The organism is Sphingomonas albertensis, from assembly GCF_014358075.1.
In the GTDB taxonomy this organism is placed as follows: Bacteria; Pseudomonadota; Alphaproteobacteria; order Sphingomonadales; family Sphingomonadaceae; genus Sphingomonas; species Sphingomonas albertensis.
This window is the reverse complement of the sequence record NZ_JACONT010000040.1, coordinates 1-17,418: the sequence shown is the minus strand read 5'-3', so window position 1 is coordinate 17,418 and position 17,418 is coordinate 1. Positions and strand designations below refer to the sequence as shown.

The 17,418-nt window shown below is 66.3% G+C and carries 18 protein-coding genes; 6 read left to right on the top strand and 12 right to left on the bottom strand.

The window, feature by feature from the left end:
- Window positions 1–7: 7 nt before the first annotated feature.
- From H8S47_RS15620 to H8S47_RS15565, 12 genes are all read right to left on the bottom strand, one after another.
- Window positions 8–205, bottom strand: a complete 198-nt coding sequence (locus tag H8S47_RS15620; RefSeq protein WP_197978314.1) for a hypothetical protein — start codon at window positions 203–205, stop codon at window positions 8–10.
- Window positions 202–1,353, bottom strand: coding sequence for a tRNA guanosine(34) transglycosylase Tgt (tgt, locus tag H8S47_RS15615; RefSeq protein ID WP_187504714.1), 1,152 nt, complete (start codon window positions 1,351–1,353; stop codon window positions 202–204). The genes H8S47_RS15620 and tgt overlap by 4 nt, the downstream gene beginning before the upstream one ends.
- Before the next feature lies 1 nt (window position 1,354).
- Entirely contained in the window at window positions 1,355–1,810 is a 456-nt protein-coding gene (locus H8S47_RS15610) for an EF-hand domain-containing protein (RefSeq protein ID WP_235982961.1), read from the bottom strand.
- Between the two features lie 8 nt (window positions 1,811–1,818).
- The gene (gene queA / locus H8S47_RS15605; RefSeq protein ID WP_187504712.1) at window positions 1,819–2,844 is read right to left on the bottom strand and encodes a tRNA preQ1(34) S-adenosylmethionine ribosyltransferase-isomerase QueA; all 1,026 of its coding nucleotides are present in this window, start codon (window positions 2,842–2,844) and stop codon (window positions 1,819–1,821) included.
- 7 nt (window positions 2,845–2,851) lie between these two features.
- Window positions 2,852–3,580 carry a peptidylprolyl isomerase gene (locus H8S47_RS15600; protein WP_187504711.1) on the bottom strand — a complete coding sequence of 243 codons (729 nt, stop codon included), beginning with the start codon at window positions 3,578–3,580 and terminating at the stop codon, window positions 2,852–2,854.
- Between the two features lie 152 nt (window positions 3,581–3,732).
- Complete coding sequence (gene coaD / locus H8S47_RS15595; protein ID WP_187504710.1) at window positions 3,733–4,239, bottom strand: pantetheine-phosphate adenylyltransferase; 507 nt, start codon at window positions 4,237–4,239, stop codon at window positions 3,733–3,735.
- Window positions 4,240–4,261: 22 nt separating this feature from the next.
- Window positions 4,262–5,152 (bottom strand): polyprenyl synthetase family protein, encoded by an 891-nt coding sequence (locus H8S47_RS15590; protein ID WP_187504709.1) that lies wholly within the window; start codon window positions 5,150–5,152, stop codon window positions 4,262–4,264.
- 13 nt (window positions 5,153–5,165) lie between these two features.
- Entirely contained in the window at window positions 5,166–5,405 is a 240-nt protein-coding gene (locus H8S47_RS15585) for an exodeoxyribonuclease VII small subunit (RefSeq protein ID WP_056060585.1), read from the bottom strand.
- 53 nt (window positions 5,406–5,458) lie between these two features.
- Window positions 5,459–5,659, bottom strand: coding sequence for a hypothetical protein (locus tag H8S47_RS15580; protein WP_187504708.1), 201 nt, complete (start codon window positions 5,657–5,659; stop codon window positions 5,459–5,461).
- A gap of 66 nt (window positions 5,660–5,725) precedes the next feature.
- On the bottom strand, window positions 5,726–7,405 hold the full coding sequence (locus H8S47_RS15575; protein ID WP_235982959.1) for a GGDEF domain-containing protein: 1,680 nt from the start codon (window positions 7,403–7,405) through the stop codon (window positions 5,726–5,728).
- A gap of 493 nt (window positions 7,406–7,898) precedes the next feature.
- Window positions 7,899–10,217 (bottom strand): ATP-dependent Clp protease ATP-binding subunit ClpA, encoded by a 2,319-nt coding sequence (gene clpA, locus H8S47_RS15570; RefSeq protein WP_187504707.1) that lies wholly within the window; start codon window positions 10,215–10,217, stop codon window positions 7,899–7,901.
- 143 nt (window positions 10,218–10,360) lie between these two features.
- Entirely contained in the window at window positions 10,361–10,555 is a 195-nt protein-coding gene (locus H8S47_RS15565; RefSeq protein WP_176501302.1) for a DUF1192 domain-containing protein, read from the bottom strand.
- A 124-nt stretch (window positions 10,556–10,679) separates the two neighbouring features.
- On the opposite strand from H8S47_RS15565, the gene H8S47_RS15560 reads away from it, so the two are divergent.
- The 6 genes from H8S47_RS15560 to H8S47_RS15535 all read left to right on the top strand — a co-directional run bounded on the left by H8S47_RS15560 (window position 10,680) and on the right by H8S47_RS15535 (window position 17,304).
- Window positions 10,680–11,660, top strand: coding sequence for an NAD(P)H-quinone oxidoreductase (locus H8S47_RS15560; RefSeq protein ID WP_187504706.1), 981 nt, complete (start codon window positions 10,680–10,682; stop codon window positions 11,658–11,660).
- Between the two features lie 389 nt (window positions 11,661–12,049).
- Complete coding sequence (locus H8S47_RS15555; protein WP_187504705.1) at window positions 12,050–12,934, top strand: UDP-2,3-diacylglucosamine diphosphatase; 885 nt, start codon at window positions 12,050–12,052, stop codon at window positions 12,932–12,934.
- 158 nt (window positions 12,935–13,092) lie between these two features.
- Window positions 13,093–14,115 (top strand): glycosyltransferase family 4 protein, encoded by a 1,023-nt coding sequence (locus H8S47_RS15550; protein WP_187504704.1) that lies wholly within the window; start codon window positions 13,093–13,095, stop codon window positions 14,113–14,115.
- Between the two features lie 99 nt (window positions 14,116–14,214).
- Entirely contained in the window at window positions 14,215–14,892 is a 678-nt protein-coding gene (locus H8S47_RS15545; RefSeq protein ID WP_056484483.1) for a DUF1013 domain-containing protein, read from the top strand.
- A 443-nt stretch (window positions 14,893–15,335) separates the two neighbouring features.
- Window positions 15,336–16,400: an MBL fold metallo-hydrolase gene (locus H8S47_RS15540; RefSeq protein ID WP_187504703.1), complete on the top strand. Its 1,065-nt coding sequence runs from the start codon at window positions 15,336–15,338 to the stop codon at window positions 16,398–16,400.
- 34 nt (window positions 16,401–16,434) lie between these two features.
- Entirely contained in the window at window positions 16,435–17,304 is an 870-nt protein-coding gene (locus H8S47_RS15535) for a dienelactone hydrolase family protein (RefSeq protein WP_187504702.1), read from the top strand.
- Window positions 17,305–17,418: the final 114 nt, after the last annotated feature.

Below are 17,418 nucleotides of genomic sequence, written 5' to 3'. Positions count from 1 at the left end.
AAGATCCTTACTTGTTGCGGTTCGCGAACAGCACCGCGCCCGCGATCGCCGCTGAGCCGATGCCGACGCCGAGACCGATCTTCGCGAGCGGCCAGCTCTTCGCCTTCTCCGCGGCATTATGCGCGGCGGCTTCGGCCTGCAGCTTCGCCTCCTTGGCGGCGGCGAGAATTTCGTTCGGGGTGTCGCTGTCGATCTTGATCGTCACTTGGGCTCTCCTTCACTCTTCCGGGCATACACGCCACGGAAATCATTCGCGAATTGCGTCAGCGTCCCCGAGGCGATCGCCGCCCGTAGATCCGCCATCAGCGTTTCGTAGAACCAGATGTTATGCTCCGTCATGAGCATTGCGCCAAGCATTTCGCCTGACCGTACTAGATGATGCAGATACGCCCGACCCCAGGTCGCGCAGACCGGGCAGGGGCACGTTGGATCGAGCGGCCCCATATCCTCGGCGAACTTAGCATTGCGGATGTTGATCGGCCCGGTCCGCGTAAAGGCCTGGCCGGTGCGACCCGACCTGGTCGGCATCACGCAATCGAACATGTCGATCCCGCGCTCGACCGCACCGACGATGTCGTCCGGCTTGCCGACGCCCATCAGATAGCGCGGCTTGTCGACCGGCAGCTGGTCCGGCGCGAAGTCGAGACACCCGAACATCGCCTCCTGGCCCTCGCCGACGGCGAGCCCGCCGACAGCATAGCCGTCGAAGCCGATATCGATCAGCGCATCCGCCGAAGATTTGCGGAAGCCCTCGTTCAGCGCACCCTGCTGGATGCCGAAGATCGCGTTGTTCTCGGCATGCGTCTCGCCGCTGTCGAACGCCGCGCGCGACCGCTTCGCCCAGCGCATCGATCGCTCCATCGCCGCCGCCTGCACCTCGCGCGTCGACGTCGTCGGCACAAGTTCGTCGAACGCCATGACAATGTTCGAGCCGAGCAGCCGCTGGATCTCGATCGACCGCTCGGGACTCAGCAGATGCCGCGTGCCATCGAGATGCGACTTGAACGAGACGCCCTCCTCGGAGCGCTTGGTCAGGTCCGCGAGGCTCATCACCTGATAGCCGCCGGAGTCGGTGAGGATCGGCTTCGACCACCCCGAAAACGCGTGCAGACCACCCAGCCGCGCGACCCGCTCCGCGCCCGGCCGCAACATCAAATGATAGGTGTTGCCGAGAATGATGTCGGCACCCGCGCCGACCACGTCGGCGGGCTTCATCCCCTTGACGGTCGCGGCGGTGCCGACCGGCATGAACGCGGGTGTGCGGATGTCGCCGCGCTGCATCGCGATGACGCCGGTGCGTGCCTTGCCGTCGGTGGCGGAGATGGTGAAGTCGAAGCGGGGGCGGGTGGTCATGTTACTTTTTCTTGCGGATGCCGTAGCGATCGCCGGCCGGCGCGCCGCGAATGGTGATGAGTTCGGCGCGAGTCAGCACGCCATCCTTGTCGCGGTCGAACCGCGTGAAGAACTGCGCGAACCGCGCCTGGAGTTCGGCCAGCGTGATCCGGTTGTCGCCGTCGCGGTCGACCTCGAACGGGCTCGGTAAGGCGTTGCGATCGCCGAGCCACGCCTGCGCCCAGTCGGCAAAGGCGATGTACCCGATCGATCCGGTCGCAGCACCCTCGGCAGCCGCATAGCTTCGCGCAACGCCCGCAGTCAGCTCGGCCTGCGTCACGCGGCCATCACCGTTCGCATCGCACGCGGCGATGAACAGCGCAGCCGGCTCGGCGAAAATCGTTGCAGGCGGTTGCGGCGTACCCGCGGGCGGCGGTGCGGCAACGATGGCCTGGATCAGAGCGAGAGCGAGCAGCATGCCGCCCGTCATGGCAGCAGAAGCGAGCCGTCGCCATAGCTGTAGAAGCGATACTTCCCGGCGATCGCATGTGCATACGCCGCCTGCATCCGCTCGCGTCCCATCAGCGCCGATACCAGCATGAACAAGGTCGAGCGCGGCAGATGGAAATTGGTCATCAATCCGTCGATGCCGCGGAACCGGTATCCCGGCGTGATGAAGATGGCGGTGTCGCCGTCGAATGGGCGGATCACGTCGTCCTCGCCGGTCGCGCTCTCGATCAGGCGCAGCGACGTCGTCCCCACCGCGATCACGCGACCACCGCGCGCGCGGACTGCGTTGAGCCGATCGGCGGTGGCGGCATCGATCCGGCCCCATTCGGCGTGCATCTTGTGCTCGGTCGTGTCGGTCGCCTTCACGGGGAGGAATGTGCCCGCGCCGACATGCAGGGTCAGCGTCGCATGCTCGATCCCCGCCGCATCGAGCGCCGCCATCAGCCCCGGCGTGAAGTGCAGCGCAGCGGTCGGCGCCGCCACCGCGCCCGGCTCGGACGCGAACATCGTCTGGTAATCGTCTGCATCGCGTTCGTCGGTCGGGCGCTTGCCAGCGATATACGGGGGCAGCGGCATGTGGCCCGCGCGTTCGAGCAGCAGTTCGACCGGCTCGTCGCCCGCGAACACCAGCGCATAACTCCCGTCGTCCTCGCGATCGACTGCCGCGGCGCTGACGCCATTGCTGAACTCGATCACGTCGCCGTCGCGCAACCGTCGCGCATTGCGAATGAACGCGCGCCACCGTCGCGGCCCCTCACGCTTGTGCAAGGTCGCGCCGATCTTGGCATCGCCGCGCCGCCCGTCGAGTTGCGCCGGGATCACGCGCGTATCGTTGAACACGAGCATGTCGCCACGCCGCAGCAGCGACGGCAGGTCGGATACGCCCGCATCCTGGGTCGCGTCACCTTCGAGCACCAGCATCCGCGCAGCATCGCGCGGCGCCGCGGGGCGGAGCGCGATGTTGTCGGTCGGCAGGTCGAAGTCGAAAAGGTCGACGTTCAACGTGGAATCACTTCTTTGCAGGAGCCTTCTTTACCGGCGCCTTGCGAGCGGCCGGCGCGAGCTTTGGCTTGGCCGCGTTCGGGCCCGTAGCCGTACCCGGCAACGTCACCGGTGCACCGAGTGCGGGGGCAGGCGGCCCAGCGATATACGCCGGAGGATTGTCCGCCGCGATATACGCATGGACGATCCGCGACGGGTTCGCCGGCGGCTCGCCACGCTCGATCGCGTCGACATACTGCATCCCGTCGAGCACGCGACCAAACACGGTGTACTTCTTGTCGAGGCTCAGGCGCGGCTGGAAGACGATGAAGAACTGGCTGTTCGCGCTGTCCTCCTTGTCCGACCGCGCCGCCGACACTGCGCCACGAACATGCGGCAGGTAATTGAACTCCGCCTTCACGTCGGGGAGCGTCGAACCACCGGTGCCGTCGCCCTTGGGATCGCCGCCCTGCGCCATGAAGCCATCGATCACGCGGTGGAACGCGAGGCCATCATAGAAATGCTGGCGGGTCAGCGTCTTGATCCGCTCGACCATCAGCGGCGCGACATCGGGTCGCAGCCAGATCGTGACACGCCCGCCGGTCGACAGATCGAGCAGCAGCAGGTTCTGCGTATCCGTGGTGAGGGGCGGGGTCGCGCGAACGGCAGGCGCCACGACTTCCTTCTTCTGCGCTGCATCAGCCGGTACCGTGACCAGGCACCCGAGCAACGCGAACATTCCGACGAAAAAGCGCATCAAATTCCCACTCGAAAGAGGCCCGGCGCAACCAGGCTGCCGCCACTTAGAGCAAATCCCCGCTTGCGCCAATCTGAACGTGATGGGGGGGGCACGCAGCAGTCCCCCATCACGATACGTCATCCTGACGAAAGTCAGGACGACGAAGGAGGTCAGCTTCCCTTGCGGCCGATCTTCTCGACCCGCGCAACCACCTCTTCGCGCACCGATTCCGGCACGAACTTCGCGATATTCCCGCCGTACAGTGCGATCTCCTTGACCAGCCGGCTCGCGATCGGCTGCAACGCGACGTCGGCCATCAGGAACACCGTCTCGACGCGCGGATTGATCTGCTGGTTCATCCCCGCCATCTGATATTCATATTCGAAATCGGCGACGGCGCGCAGGCCCCGGACGATCACCTTAGCGCCCTGCCGCTCGGCAAAATCCATCAGCAGCGAATCGAACGCGACCACCTCGATATCGCCGTCGACCTCCGCGACCTCGCGTCGCACTGTCGCCATCCGTTCCTCGATCGTGAACATCGGCGACTTGGACGGGTTGGTCGTGACGCCGATCACCAGCCGGTCGACCAGCTTGGCGCCGCGCCGGATGATATCCATATGGCCCAACGTGACCGGATCGAACGTGCCGGGATAGACACCAATGCGTGCGGTCATGTCGGACTCTCCGGTTGTCGGTTCAGCGGTCGCGTTCGAGCACGTAGCGAGCGATATCCCGCAACAGGTCGGCTTCCTTGCCGTAGCTATGCAGATGTGCGACGGCCTGGTCGACGAGCATCCGCGCCTGTTCGCGCGCACGCTCGGGCCCGAGCAGCGACAGGAACGTCTCCTTGCCCGCGACCTCGTCCTTGCGCAGCTTCTTGCCCGCGACTGCCTCGTCGCCCTCGGCGTCGAGCAGGTCGTCGGCGATCTGGAACGCTAGCCCCAGGTCATGCGCGTAGCCACGAAGGCCGACGCGGCCCTCCGGTGGCAACCGCCCGAGAATCGCGCCAGCCTCGACCGACGCCGAGATCAGCGCACCCGTCTTCATCTGCTGCAACCGCGTGACGGTATTCAGGTCGAAGCGCGTGCTCTCCGCCTCGATATCCATCTTCTGCCCGCCGGCCATGCCGTTCGGCCCGGCGGCACGCGCAAGGTCGGTCACCAATTCGATCCGCACGAACGGATCGGGATGTGTCGCCGGATCAGCGAGGATCTCGAACGCCAGCGCATGCAGGCAGTCGCCGGCTAGGATCGCGGTCGCCTCGTCGAACACCTTGTGCACGGTCGGCTTGCCGCGGCGCATGTCGTCATTGTCCATCGACGGCAGGTCGTCGTGGATCAGCGAGTAGACGTGGATTGCCTCGAGTGCGGTCGCCGCCCGCGCCGAACATTCACGCGCGACGTCGAACAGATTGGCGGTCGCGAAGACGAGCAGCGGCCTCAACCGCTTGCCACCACCGATCGCGGCATGCCGCATCGCCCGGTACAGGTCGCCACGCGGATCGTCGGGGATCGCCAGCAGCTGGTCGAACTGCCGGTCGATCTCGGCTGCGACATCGGCGAGCGCGGCATCCAGCGTGACGGGCATCTGGCTCACCGCGTCAGCCTGCGGCGAACGGGCGAACGCCCGCGGGCTTGCCGTCGCCGTCGAGCCGGATCGCTTCGATCCGTGCCTGCGCCGCGTCGAGCCGGTCGGCGCAACGCTGGCGCAGCTTGTTGCCGCGCTCGTACAGCTCGATCGCCTGCTGGAGCGGCGTGTCGCCACTTTCCAGCTTCCCGACGATAAGCTCGAGTTCCTTCAGTGCATCCTCGAACGCGAGGTCTTCGATCGGCGTGTCCATGCCCGCCGCTATGGCGCAGGCACGCGACGGGGGTCAAGGACGTGCGCCAGGGTTCAGCGCAACCGGTTCACCGTCCAGGTATACAGCACGGAGACGCCGACCAGGCCGAAATCGACGGCCGCCTGCATACGATGCGGCGACGGATCGCGCGAATCATGCGTGACCAGCTGCAGGTCGACGGTCGGATGCCGTACGGCCACCATCGCCAGCGCGATCAGCCCCGCGCCTATCAGCGTTCCCCGACGATTCCGCATCCTGTGTCCCTTCGGCAATGGTTGCGAGCATGTCGCAATTCGCCCTCGCCGACAAGTCGGTGGCGGTCAGGCGGCGATGGACACCGGCGGCGCCTCGCGCGCGCGGTCGCGCCCCGCTGCCTTTGCTGCGAACAGCGCGCGGTCGGCGCAATTGTAGAGCAGCTTCCAGTCCTTCTCGTGCAGCAAGGGTCCGGTGCACGCGCCGATGCTCGCGGTCACGACGATGTCGAACGGCATCCGCTGACTGCGCAGGCGATCGAGCACCGCGTCGGGTGCGATCGCGTTCGTCGCGTCGAGCAGGATCGCGAACTCCTCGCCGCCGATCCGCGCTACCAGCGCATTGGGCGGCACGGCGTTGCGCAGCGCCCGCGCGACCACCCGCAACACTTCGTCGCCGCCGTCATGCCCGATCTTCTCGTTGACGCGCTTGAAGTGATCGACGTCGGCGATCAGCAACATCTGGTCGCCCGGCCGCCCGATCGCACGCGCCAGGAACGCGCGGCGATTGAGCAGCCCGGTCAGCGGCTCGGTATCCGCCAGCAACCGCGCGGCGATCTCCTGTTCGCGCGCGGTATCGCGTTCGACGCTGAGCAGCCGGATCCGGTACGCGATCGCCAAGCTCGACAGCATCGATTCGAGCGCCATCGACAGGATCGTCGAATTGTCGAGCCAGATGCTCCATGCAAGCAGTTCGAAGGCGTTGGCGACGCGCAGCGCAGCCACGGCGATCGGTACGCTCCACGCCAGCGCAAACAGCCACAGGAAATTGCTCCGCGCGCGCCACGCCCGGTACAGAACGACGGGGATCAATCCCAGCAGCGTCAGATACGCGCTTGCCAGCAGCGTATCGAGCATATGGAAATGCCACGGCGCAAAGGCGGCCCACACCAGTCCGGCGAACAGCAACGTCGCCATGACGATCGTGCTGGCCGGGCGTAGCCACCCGACGAACACGTCTCGCTCGAAAAAGGTGCGCGCGAACAGCAGCGCGGCGGCAGCGGAGCCGGCCAGGAACAGCGCGTTCAGCCGCTGACGATCATTATTGTCCAGCCCCGGCAGCATCTGCCCGAGCGCCCCCGACGAGGTCAGCGCATACGCGAGCAGGCACAACACCAGCAGGCAATAGGCCGGCTGGAACGCCTGTCTCAGCGCGCCCCACAGCGCGAGATTGTACACGATCAGCGCGATCGCCATGCCGCCGAAGCCGCCATACAGCGCCGCCAGCAATATCTCGGTTGTGTTGCGCTGGTCGTAGCTCGCGATCGCCGGGCCGAGGATCAGTCCACGCAGGTTCGCCGCGCCCTCGACATGCCAGAGCAGCCGGACCGGCGTAGCATCGTGTCGCGGCAATGGCTGGACGATCACCGCGCCGAGCCCGAGCAAGCGTCCCGCGGTGCGCGAGGTGAAGCCGGTCCGGCGGATCGACCCGTCGGCATACAGCACGAAAAGCGTCACCCGGTTCACCCAGGTGCTGCCGATTCGCACGGTAGCGTCGTCGTCGTCGATCGTCGGCAGGCGCTGCGACAGGATCCAGAAGTCGCCGCCGCCGAACCGCGTCTGCGGGGTGGCGCAGTCGAAACCGGTCGGCTCGGCGAACAGCGCGGCCGCCGTCTGTCCGGGCAGCGCGGGGCGGACGCAGACCGACAGCGGCGTGCCCGTCACTGCGATGGCCGGCGCGGCGACGGCAAGCCCGAACGCCAGCGCGAGCGCACCGATCATCCATCGCAGCCATGCCAAGCGTTCCATGCCCCGATGCTAGCAACGCTTCCCCAATTATCGGTAAACGTTGGGGGAGATGTGGTCGCCGATAGCCGCCCCTCTAAAATCCTCCCCCGCCAGGGGGAGGTGGTGCCGAAGGCGACGGAGGGGGAGGAACACGACACAGCGGTTACCCTTACCTCCCCCTCCGTCTGGCAAGAGCCAGCCACCTCCCCCTGGCGGGGGAGGATAGCAAGCGGATCGACAGGCACATGCACCTCCCCGGCGAAGGCCGGGGCCCAGTTGGAAAGGTCGCAGTAACGAAGCGCAGCCGTCGTCGGCACGGTCTTCCACCTGGACCCCGGCCTTCGCCGGGGAGGGCCTTCGCGGGGGAACACGCTCCCTTGCGGCAAGCGGTTCCGAACCTAGCCCTGACGGTCGACCCGTCCCGCACCCATCGCCCGGCCCGACCCAGCCACAAAAAAAGCCGCCGCCGGATCGCTCCGACGGCAGGCCCTTCAAACTCAACCGTAACCCGAAATTACTTCGCGTCGACAGTCTCGACCTTGCCCTTCTTCTTGGGCTTCTTCGGTGCCGCCGGCTCGATCGCGAACGACAGCGCGCCGTCCTTCATCTTCACCGTCACTTCGCCGCCGTGCACCAGCTTGCCGAACAGCAGTTCCTCGGCGAGCGGCTGCTTGATCTTCTCCTGGATCAGGCGACCCATCGGCCGTGCGCCGTACAGCTTGTCATAGCCCTTGGTCGTCAGCCACGCCTTCGACTCGTCGTCGAGGACGATGTGCACGCCGCGGTCCGCCAGCTGCAGTTCGAGCTGGAGGATGAACTTGTCCACCACCCGCGCCACGACTTCGGTCGGCAGGTATCCGAACGGCACCACCGCATCGAGACGGTTGCGGAATTCCGGCGTGAACATCTTCGTCACGGCCACCTCGTCCTCGCCCTCTCGCGTGAGGTTGCCGAAGCCAACCGTCTCGCGCGCCATGTCGCTGGCGCCCGCATTGGTCGTCATGATCAGGATGACGTTGCGGAAATCGACCGACTTGCCATGCTGGTCGGTCAGCCGCCCGTTATCCATAACCTGCAACAGGATATTGAACAGGTCGGGATGCGCCTTCTCGATCTCGTCGAGCAGAAGCACGCAGTGCGGGTTCTGGTCGATCGCGTCGGTCAGCAGACCACCTTGGTCGAACCCGACATAGCCCGGCGGCGCACCGATCAGCCGGCTGACCGAATGCCGCTCCATATATTCGGACATGTCGAACCGCTGGAGCGGAATGCCCAGAATCGTCGACAGCTGCTTGGCGACTTCGGTCTTGCCGACACCGGTAGGCCCAGTGAACAGATAGTTGCCGATCGGCTTCTCCGGCTCGCGCAGACCCGCCCGCGCCAGCTTGATCGCCGACGACAGCTTCTCGATCGCCGCATTCTGACCGAACACCACGCGCTTCAGATCCGTCTCGAGCGTGGCCAGCGCCAGCTTGTCGTCGGTCGAGACCGACTTCGGCGGGATGCGGGCCATCGTCGCGATGACCTGCTCGATCTCCTTCGGCGTGATCGTCTTCTTGCGCTTGTTCGGCGCCACCAGCATCTGCATCGCGCCAACCTCGTCGATCACGTCGATCGCCTTGTCCGGCAGCTTCCGGTCGTTGATGTACCGCGCCGACAGCTCCACCGCCGACTTGATCGCATCGGGCGTGTACTTGACGTTGTGGTGATCCTCGAACGCCGAGCGCAGGCCCGCGAGGATCTTGATCGTATCCTCGATCGTCGGCTCGTTCACGTCGATCTTCTGGAAGCGCCGCAGCAACGCGCGGTCCTTCTCGAAGTGATTGCGGAACTCCTTGTACGTCGTCGAGCCGATGCAGCGGATCGTCCCGCCCGACAAAGCAGGCTTGAGCAGGTTCGACGCGTCCATCGCCCCGCCGCTGGTCGCACCCGCACCGATCACCGTGTGGATCTCGTCGATGAACAGCACCGCGTCGGGCAGCTTCTCGAGCTCGTTGACGACCGCCTTCAGCCGCTCCTCGAAGTCGCCACGATACCGCGTACCCGCCAGCAACGCGCCCATGTCGAGCGAGTAGATGATCGCCGGCAACAGCACGTCGGGCACGTCGCCCTCGACGATCTTCCGCGCCAGCCCTTCCGCGATCGCGGTCTTGCCGACGCCGGGATCACCGACATAGAGCGGGTTGTTCTTCGACCGGCGGCACAGGATCTGGATCGTCCGATCCACCTCCGGCCCGCGCCCGATCAGGGGATCGACCTTGCCGTTCTTGGCCTTCTCGTTGAGGTCGACCGTGAATTGCTTGAGCGCGCTTTCCGTCTTGCCCTTCTCCTGTCCCTTGGCCGGCTTCTCGTCGTCCGCACCCTTTGGCGTGGATGCTTCGGTCGCCTGCTGTCCGCCCTTGCCGACGCCGTGGCTGATGAAGCTGACCGCATCGAGGCGGCTCATGTCCTGCTGCTGCAGGAAATACACGGCATAGCTCTCGCGCTCGCTGAACAAGGCGACGAGCACGTTGGCGCCGGTCACCTCGTCGCGGCCCGAGGACTGGACGTGCAGGATCGCGCGCTGGACGACGCGCTGGAACCCGCTGGTGGGCGAGGGGTCGGTCGCCGCATCGACCTTCAGCGCATCGAGTTCGCTGTCGAGGTAGTGCGAGACGGTGTTCTTCAGATCGCCGATCTCGACGTTGCACGCGGTCATGACCTTCGACGCATGTTCGTCGTCGATCAGCGCGAGCAACAGATGCTCCAGCGTCGCATATTCGTGCCGCCGGGACGATGCCGCCTCGAGCGCCTTGTGCAGCGTGGTCTCGAGGGCGGGTGCAAATGATGGCATTTACAATACTCCTGTCGGGCCGCGAGAACGCGAGCCCTTTGCCACTATGTCGGAACTGATATCGGTCGCATCAAGCACTTGAACCCGGCGCCGTCCGTTCCTGCGCTGCTTAAATGCGGCGCGCTTGGAGGCGGGGAGGGTGGTCACCGCCTGAACAGGTCGTCGGCGATGGCGCGGTGACTGACGGCGCGGTCCTTCTTGACCTGGCAGCGCGCGATCTCGCCCTGCAGCACCGTGATCCGCGCATCGAGTTCGGCGACCGACAACGGATCAAGGTCCTGCCGCACCAGTGCGTCAAGCAGATCGTCGGGACGGGAGGGGGCGTCTTCCAGGTCCATTGCGGCTCTAACGTTGACCCGCACCCGAGTGATGTCAATAAGGCGCGGAATTCAAAAGGGACGTGACGAGCAGATGACCGCGATACCCGAAAACCAATCCAGTAACTTAAGTGTACCTGACGTCATGAAGGCGATCGACCCGGAACGGCCCGGCGGGCCCGACGTGCTGGTGCTCGTTGATCGTCCCGTGCCGCAGCCCGGGCCGGGCGAAGTGCTCGTCAAGGTCGCCGCGGCCGGGGTCAATCGCCCCGAAGTCATGCAGCGCCAAGGCAAATATCCGCCACCGCCAGGTGCGCCCTCGATCCTCGGCATGGAAATCTCCGGTACGATCGTGGCGGTCGGCCAAGACGTCGGCGACGAACAGATCGGCCAGTCGGTCTGCGCGCTGATCTCCGGCGGTGCCTATGCCGAATACGCGGTCGCGCCGTTCGGCCAGTGCCTGCCCGTGCCCGCAGCGTTGACGATGGTTGAGGCCGCGGCAATGCCCGAGACGCTCTTCACCGTCTGGACCAATTTGTTCGAGCGCGCCTACGCGATGGAGGGCGACACCGTCCTGGTTCACGGTGGCACCAGCGGCATCGGCACAATGGCGATCGGCCTGTGCAATGTCTTCGGCATCGACATCATCGTGACGGCCGGCTCCAAAGCGAAATGCGAAGCCGCGCTCAGCCTCGGCGCAACCCACGCGATCGACTACAAGACCGAGGATTTCGTCGAGCGCGTGAAGCAGATCACCGGCGGCAAGGGCGTCGCGGCGGTGCTCGACATGGTCGGCGGCGATTACGTCCCGCGCAACCTGCAATGCCTTGCAGAGGACGGTCGCCACGTCTCGATCGCGGTCCAGGGCGGCATGACGGCGACGGTCCCGCTGTTCGAGATCATGCGCCGCCGCTTGACCCTCACCGGCTCGACGCTCCGCCCCCGCGACACCGCGTTCAAGTCGCTGGTCGCCGACGAACTGGCGCGCACCGTCTGGCCGCACGTCGAGGCCGGCAAGCTGAAACCGGTCATCGACCGCGTCTTCGCCTTCGCCGACGCCCCCGCCGCGCATACCCGGATGGAAGCCGGCGATCACGTCGGCAAGATCGTCCTGACGATGGAGTGAGGGAGCAGCCGCCCCAAATTCCGCCACCTCGCCCCTCTCCCGTCACCCCAGCGAAAGCTGGAGTCCATCGTTTGACGGATAACGGTCACCCCAAGCTCACCACCACCCCGGCGAAGGCCGGGGCCCAATTGGGAACGTTGAGTAACGATTCGTCGTCCTCCGTTACTGCGACCTTTCCAATTGGGCCCCGGCCTTCGCCGGGGGGGTAGGAAAGCGCGGCCCCAGCCAACTTAGTTCTCCCGCGAAGGCGGGAGCCCAGACTGTATCCCCGCCTTCGCGGGGAAACACGCTATCGGCGCTGACTTCTAACAGTCACCGGACTGCGACCACCCTGTAACAATACTCCGCTAATACTCGCGGTGAGGGATACCTTGCCGGGGGACGAGCTCATGAACGCCGTAACGACGTTTTCGCCATCTAGCATCATGGGCGCCGACATCACCGATATCGCCGACTTCATCCACTCGCGCCCCGCCATCCCGGAGCCGATCGTCGAGCGCCGCCAGTACCGCACGATCTGGATTTCCGACGTCCATCTCGGCACGCGCGGCTGCAACGCAGGGATGCTCAACGACTTCCTCGATCACGTCGACAGCGAGACGATGTACCTCGTCGGCGACATGATCGACGGCTGGCGGCTGAAAAAGAAGTTCTACTGGCCCGCCGCGCACAACGACGTCCTCTGGCGCCTGCTCAAGCGCGCCAAACGCGGCACCCGCGTCGTCTACATTCCCGGCAACCATGACGAAGTCTTCCGCCAATATTCCGGCCTGGACTTCGGCGGCATCTCGATCCGCCGCAAGGCGATCCACGAGACCGCCGACGGCCGCCGGTTGCTGGTGCTCCACGGCGACGAGTTCGACGCGATCACGCTCGCACACCGCTGGGTCGCGCATATCGGCGACGCGGCCTACACGATGCTGATGGGCCTCAACCGCTGGGTCAACGCCGCGCGGCGGCGGATGGGCATGCCCTATTGGTCGCTGTCGAAGCACGCCAAGGCCAAGGTCAAGAACGCGGTCGCCTTCATCTCGCACTTCGAGGAAGTCGTCGCGCATGCCGCCGGCGTCCGCGGTGTCGAGGGCGTTGTATGCGGCCACATCCACACCGCCGAGATGCGCGAGATCGCCGGCATCGCCTATTACAACGACGGCGACTGGGTGGAGGGGTGCACGGCCTTGGTCGAGCATTTCGATGGACGGATGGAGTTGCTCCACTGGGCCGATGAGATCGCCGCGCGAGAGCGAGACAAAGTTGTCACCCTAGCCGCCTGACCCAAAACCCTCTCCCCAGCGGGGAGAGGGAAAGACGCGAAGCGGCGAGGGTGAGGACAAGTCCACCGCATCAACAAAAGCGTGCCCTCACCCTCCCACCGCAAGTGCGGCGGGCCCCTCCCTCTCCCTCGGGGAGAGGGTAAAACGGAGAGAAACCGATGCGTATCGCAATCGTCACGGACGCCTGGAGCCCGCAAGTCAACGGCGTCGTCCGCACCCTCCAGTCGGTCCAGCGCGAACTCGAATCGATCGGCCACGATGTCCTCGTCGTCTCCCCCGAGCGCTTCGCCTCGATGCCGTGCCCGACCTATCCCGAGATCCGCCTCGCCTTCGCCCGCTCCGGCGCGGTCGGTCGCATGCTCGCCGCCTTCGGCCCTGACGCGATCCACCTCGCCACCGAAGGCCCGGTCTGCCTCGCCGCCCGCTCATGGTGCCTTGCCCGCGCGCTCCCGTTCACCAGCGCCTATCACACGCAGTTCCCCGATTACGTCGCCGCCCGCACCGGCGCGAACCCCGACTGGATCTGGCGCTACATCCGCTGGTTCCACCGCCCCGCGCAGTCGATCCTCGTCTCCACGCCATCTGTTGCGAAGACGCTCGCGGAGCACGGCCTGCACCAGGTCCGCGAATGGGGCAGGGGTGTCGACTTCGCGCAGTTCGGCCTCGACGGCGCGCGCGACCCGGACATGGCGGCGCTACCTGGTCCGATCCAGCTCTATGTCGGCCGGGTCGCGGTCGAGAAGAACATCGAGGCGTTCCTGTCCTCCGCGCATCCCGGCACCAAGGTCGTGGTCGGCGAAGGCCCCGCCCGCGCCGCGCTCGCCCGCCGGTTCCCGGACGCGGTCTTCCTCGGCCAGCGCTCGGGCCTCGACCTGGCCGCCGCCTATCGCACCGCCGACGTCCTCGTCTTCCCCAGCCGCACCGACACCTTCGGCCTCGTCATGATCGAAGCCTTAGCCTGTGGCACACCGGTAGCGGCCTACCCGGTCACCGGCCCGATCGACGTCCTCGACACCCGCGTCGGCGCGATGCACGACGACCTCAACACCGCGATCGCCACTGCGCTGACCCGCAACAGCGTCACCTGCGCCGCCTATGCGGCGCGCTACAGCTGGCCGGCCAGCGCGCGCCAGTTCCTCCACGCGCTCGTCCCGTTGGAAAGGAAGCTGTTGGCCGCCTGAGCTTGTTCGCTTGCCTGTTGCCCCCGCGCGCACTAAGTCTCTCTCATGTCAGGCCGCTCCGAAAGGGGCGGCCCTTTCTATTTTTACGGAGTTTCCGCCGTGGCCCAGCCGCTCATGCCCCACGCGACCGCCGCCTGGATGGTCGACAATACCGCGCTCAGTTTCGAGCAGATCGCGGACTTTTGTGGCCTGCACATCCTCGAGATCCAGGCGATCGCCGACGACACCACCTCGACCAAGCTCACCGGTCGCGATCCCGTCCGCGCACACGAAGTGACGCAGGAAGAGATCGACAAGGGTGCTGCCGATCCCGATTACCAGCTCAAGATGATCAAGGGCCCCGAGCAGGTTCGCCGCACCAAGGGCCCGCGCTACACGCCGGTGTCGAAGCGCCAGGACAAGCCGGACGGCATCTCGTGGATCATCCGCAACCACCCGGAGATCACCGACGGCGCGATCTCGCTGCTGATCGGCACCACCCGCACGACGATCGCCGCGATCCGCGACCGCAGCCACTGGAACATCGCCAACATCACGCCGAAGGATCCGGTCACGCTCGGCCTGACCTCGCAGCGTGAACTCGACGCAGCCGTGGCGAAGGCAGCCAAGGCAGCCGGCATGGAAGCCCCGACCGACACGCGTCTGGAGGGCGACCGCGAGGTTCTGCTCCAGCAGCTTCGCGCCGAGCGCACCCAGGCGGCCGCGGACGCGCAGTTCGTGGCAGACGGCGGCGTCCTCCCCGTCAAGCCGCTCTTCGACGACCCCTTCAAGCGCTGATCTCACTCCCCCTCCCGCATGCGGGAGGGGGCAGGGGGTGGGCCCGAGCTCCCCTTCTGCGATACGGCTAGCGAGGGCCGCTAGCCCGCCAGGCCGTGACCGTATCTGGCGACAGTTTCCGCGCTGATGTTCTCCCGCGAAGGCGGGGTTCAGTCTGGCTCCCCGCCTTCTCGGGGAACCAAGCTTCCTTCGTTTCAAGCGGAGATGCGCCGAACCGGTCCCGCACCCCATCTAATCCTCCCCCGCCAGGGGGAGGTGGCACCGCAGGTGACGAAAGGGGAGGACACGGAACAGAGGTGGCGCTTGCCTCCCCCTCCGTCTGGCGAGTGCCAGCCGCCTCCCCCGGCGGGGGAGGATCGAGAAGGTCGCGTGGTTCAGCTAGCCAGGCGTCAGCCACAGGCACAGCACTATCTCCCGCCACATCCAGTTGCTAACCGCAACGGATGGCAACCGCACCCGACACAGCTTTCGCGCCGACCAGCCACAAGGGCCTGACCTACCCCTTCGGCGGCGCAGATCCCCAAGCCGGTGACGTCTTCGAGGTCGCCCCCGGCATAGACTGGGTCCGCCTCAAAATCCCCGGCCCCCTCAAACACGTAAACTGCTGGCTCCTCGCCGACACCGATGGCGACGCGCTGGTCGACACCGGCATGAACACGGCCGAGGCCCGCGACGCCTGGAAAGCCATCTTCAACGGCCCCAAGTCCGACACCCGCATCACGAAGATGATCGGCACGCATTTCCACCCAGACCATATCGGCCTAGCCGGCTGGATGTGCGACCACCACGCCGCCCCCCTGATCATGACCCGAGCCGAGTGGCTGACCGCGCGCATGCTCGCCGCCGACGCCCGCGACTCCGTCCCGCACGAAATGCTCGCCTTCTGGCGCGGCGCAGGCTGGGGCCCAGAACAGATCGACCACGCCACCGCCAAGGGCTGGGCCGGCTTCCGCAAGATCATCACTCCGCTCCCGCTCAGCTACACGCGCATCGAAGACGGCGACACGCTCACCATCGGCACGCGCGACTGGCGTGTCGTCACCGGTTCCGGCCACTCCCCCGAACACGCGTGCCTGTACGACGAAGCCGGCGGCCTCCTGATCGCCGGCGACCAGGTCCTCCCCCGCATCAGCCCCAACGTCTCGCTAGGCGTCACCGAACCGAACGCCGACCCACTGGGCGAATGGTTCGCCTCGATCGCCAAGCTCAAGACGCTGCCCGCCGACCTGCTCGTCCTGCCGGGCCACGGCGACCCGTTCACCGGCCTCCACACCCGCCTCGAAGCGATGGACCGCGAGCACCGCGAACGGCTCGACGAACTTGCCGTATTCCTTGCCGAACCCCGCCGCGCGGTCGACTGTTTCGGCCGCCTGTTCCGCCGCGCGATCGGACCCGACGTGCTCGGCATGGCGACCGGCGAAGCCCTAGCCCATCTCCGCCGCCTCGAAGTCGAGGGTCGGGCGACCCGCGACACGCAAGATGGCGTATGGTGGTGGCGCGCGGCCTGAGTTAGCATGCGGCCAAATTCAAGAGGATAGGCCCATGTGCGACGAGCATACCGCAGACGATAACGAAGCCTACCTGGCCGGCGTGTCGCGCCGCCAGTTCGGCGTGATGACCGGCGCGATGGGCCTGGCGATGTTGCTCCCCGCGCCTGCGAACGCAGCGGTCATCAAAGGCCGCGACGTGTCGATCGTCACGCCCGACGGCAAGGCCGACGCCTATTTCGTTGCGCCCGCCACCGGCAAGCACCCCGGCGTGCTGGTCTGGCCCGACGTCATGGGCCTACGCCTCGCCTTCCGCCAGATGGCCGACCGGCTCGCGCAATCGGGCTATGCGGTGCTCGTCGTCAACCAGTTCTATCGCTCGACCAAGGCGCCGTTCCTGAAGCCCGGCGAATCCTACGACCAGCCCGCCGTCCGCGCCCGCATCGCCCCGTTCCGCGATGCGCTCACGTCCGAAGGCACGGTCCGCGACGCGAAAGCCTTCACCGCCTTCATCGACGCGCAACCGCAGGTCGATCGCAAGCGCGGCATGGCCACCACCGGCTATTGCATGGGCGGCCCGATGGTCATGCGCACTGCCGCAGCGGTCGCGAACCGCATCCGCGCGGGGGCCACCTTCCACGGCGGCGGCTTCGTCAGCGACACGCCCGACAGCCCGCACCTCCTGATCCCCAAAATGAAGGCGCAATACCTTATCGCGATCGCCGCCAACGACGATGCGCGCGCACCAACGGAAAAGGACACGCTCCGCACTGCGTTTGCCGCCGCCAAACTCCCCGCCGAGATCGAGGTATACGCCGGCACGATGCACGGCTGGTGCCCGCCCGACTCGAAGGTCTACAAAGCAGCCCAGGCGGACAAGGCCTGGGCGCGGATGCTCGCGCTGTTCGACAAGGCGTTGGTGTAACGGAGGCTAGAAACCGAGCCGGTATTCCGCTTCCTTGTTCTCCCGCGAAGGCGGGAGCCCAGACTGGGTCCCCGCCTTCGCGGGGGAACAATTAGGTTTGCCGATGCCAACCCC

Excerpts from the sequence above, each read along its gene's own strand:
- tgt (WP_187504714.1), bottom strand. The coding sequence starts at position 1,353 with ATGACCACCCGCCCCCGCTTCGACTTCACCATCTCCGCCACCGACGGC.
- H8S47_RS15610 (WP_235982961.1), bottom strand. The coding sequence starts at position 1,810 with ATGCTGCTCGCTCTCGCTCTGATCCAGGCCATCGTTGCCGCACCGCCG.
- H8S47_RS15600 (WP_187504711.1), bottom strand. The coding sequence starts at position 3,580 with ATGCGCTTTTTCGTCGGAATGTTCGCGTTGCTCGGGTGCCTGGTCACG.
- coaD (WP_187504710.1), bottom strand. The coding sequence starts at position 4,239 with ATGACCGCACGCATTGGTGTCTATCCCGGCACGTTCGATCCGGTCACG.
- H8S47_RS15590 (WP_187504709.1), bottom strand. The coding sequence starts at position 5,152 with ATGCCCGTCACGCTGGATGCCGCGCTCGCCGATGTCGCAGCCGAGATC.
- H8S47_RS15585 (WP_056060585.1), bottom strand. The coding sequence starts at position 5,405 with ATGGACACGCCGATCGAAGACCTCGCGTTCGAGGATGCACTGAAGGAA.
- H8S47_RS15580 (WP_187504708.1), bottom strand. The coding sequence starts at position 5,659 with ATGCGGAATCGTCGGGGAACGCTGATAGGCGCGGGGCTGATCGCGCTG.
- H8S47_RS15575 (WP_235982959.1), bottom strand. The coding sequence starts at position 7,405 with ATGGAACGCTTGGCATGGCTGCGATGGATGATCGGTGCGCTCGCGCTG.
- clpA (WP_187504707.1), bottom strand. The coding sequence starts at position 10,217 with ATGCCATCATTTGCACCCGCCCTCGAGACCACGCTGCACAAGGCGCTC.
- H8S47_RS15565 (WP_176501302.1), bottom strand. The coding sequence starts at position 10,555 with ATGGACCTGGAAGACGCCCCCTCCCGTCCCGACGATCTGCTTGACGCA.
- H8S47_RS15560 (WP_187504706.1), top strand. The coding sequence starts at position 10,680 with ATGAAGGCGATCGACCCGGAACGGCCCGGCGGGCCCGACGTGCTGGTG.
- H8S47_RS15555 (WP_187504705.1), top strand. The coding sequence starts at position 12,050 with ATGAACGCCGTAACGACGTTTTCGCCATCTAGCATCATGGGCGCCGAC.
- H8S47_RS15550 (WP_187504704.1), top strand. The coding sequence starts at position 13,093 with ATGCGTATCGCAATCGTCACGGACGCCTGGAGCCCGCAAGTCAACGGC.
- H8S47_RS15540 (WP_187504703.1), top strand. The coding sequence starts at position 15,336 with ATGGCAACCGCACCCGACACAGCTTTCGCGCCGACCAGCCACAAGGGC.
- H8S47_RS15535 (WP_187504702.1), top strand. The coding sequence starts at position 16,435 with ATGTGCGACGAGCATACCGCAGACGATAACGAAGCCTACCTGGCCGGC.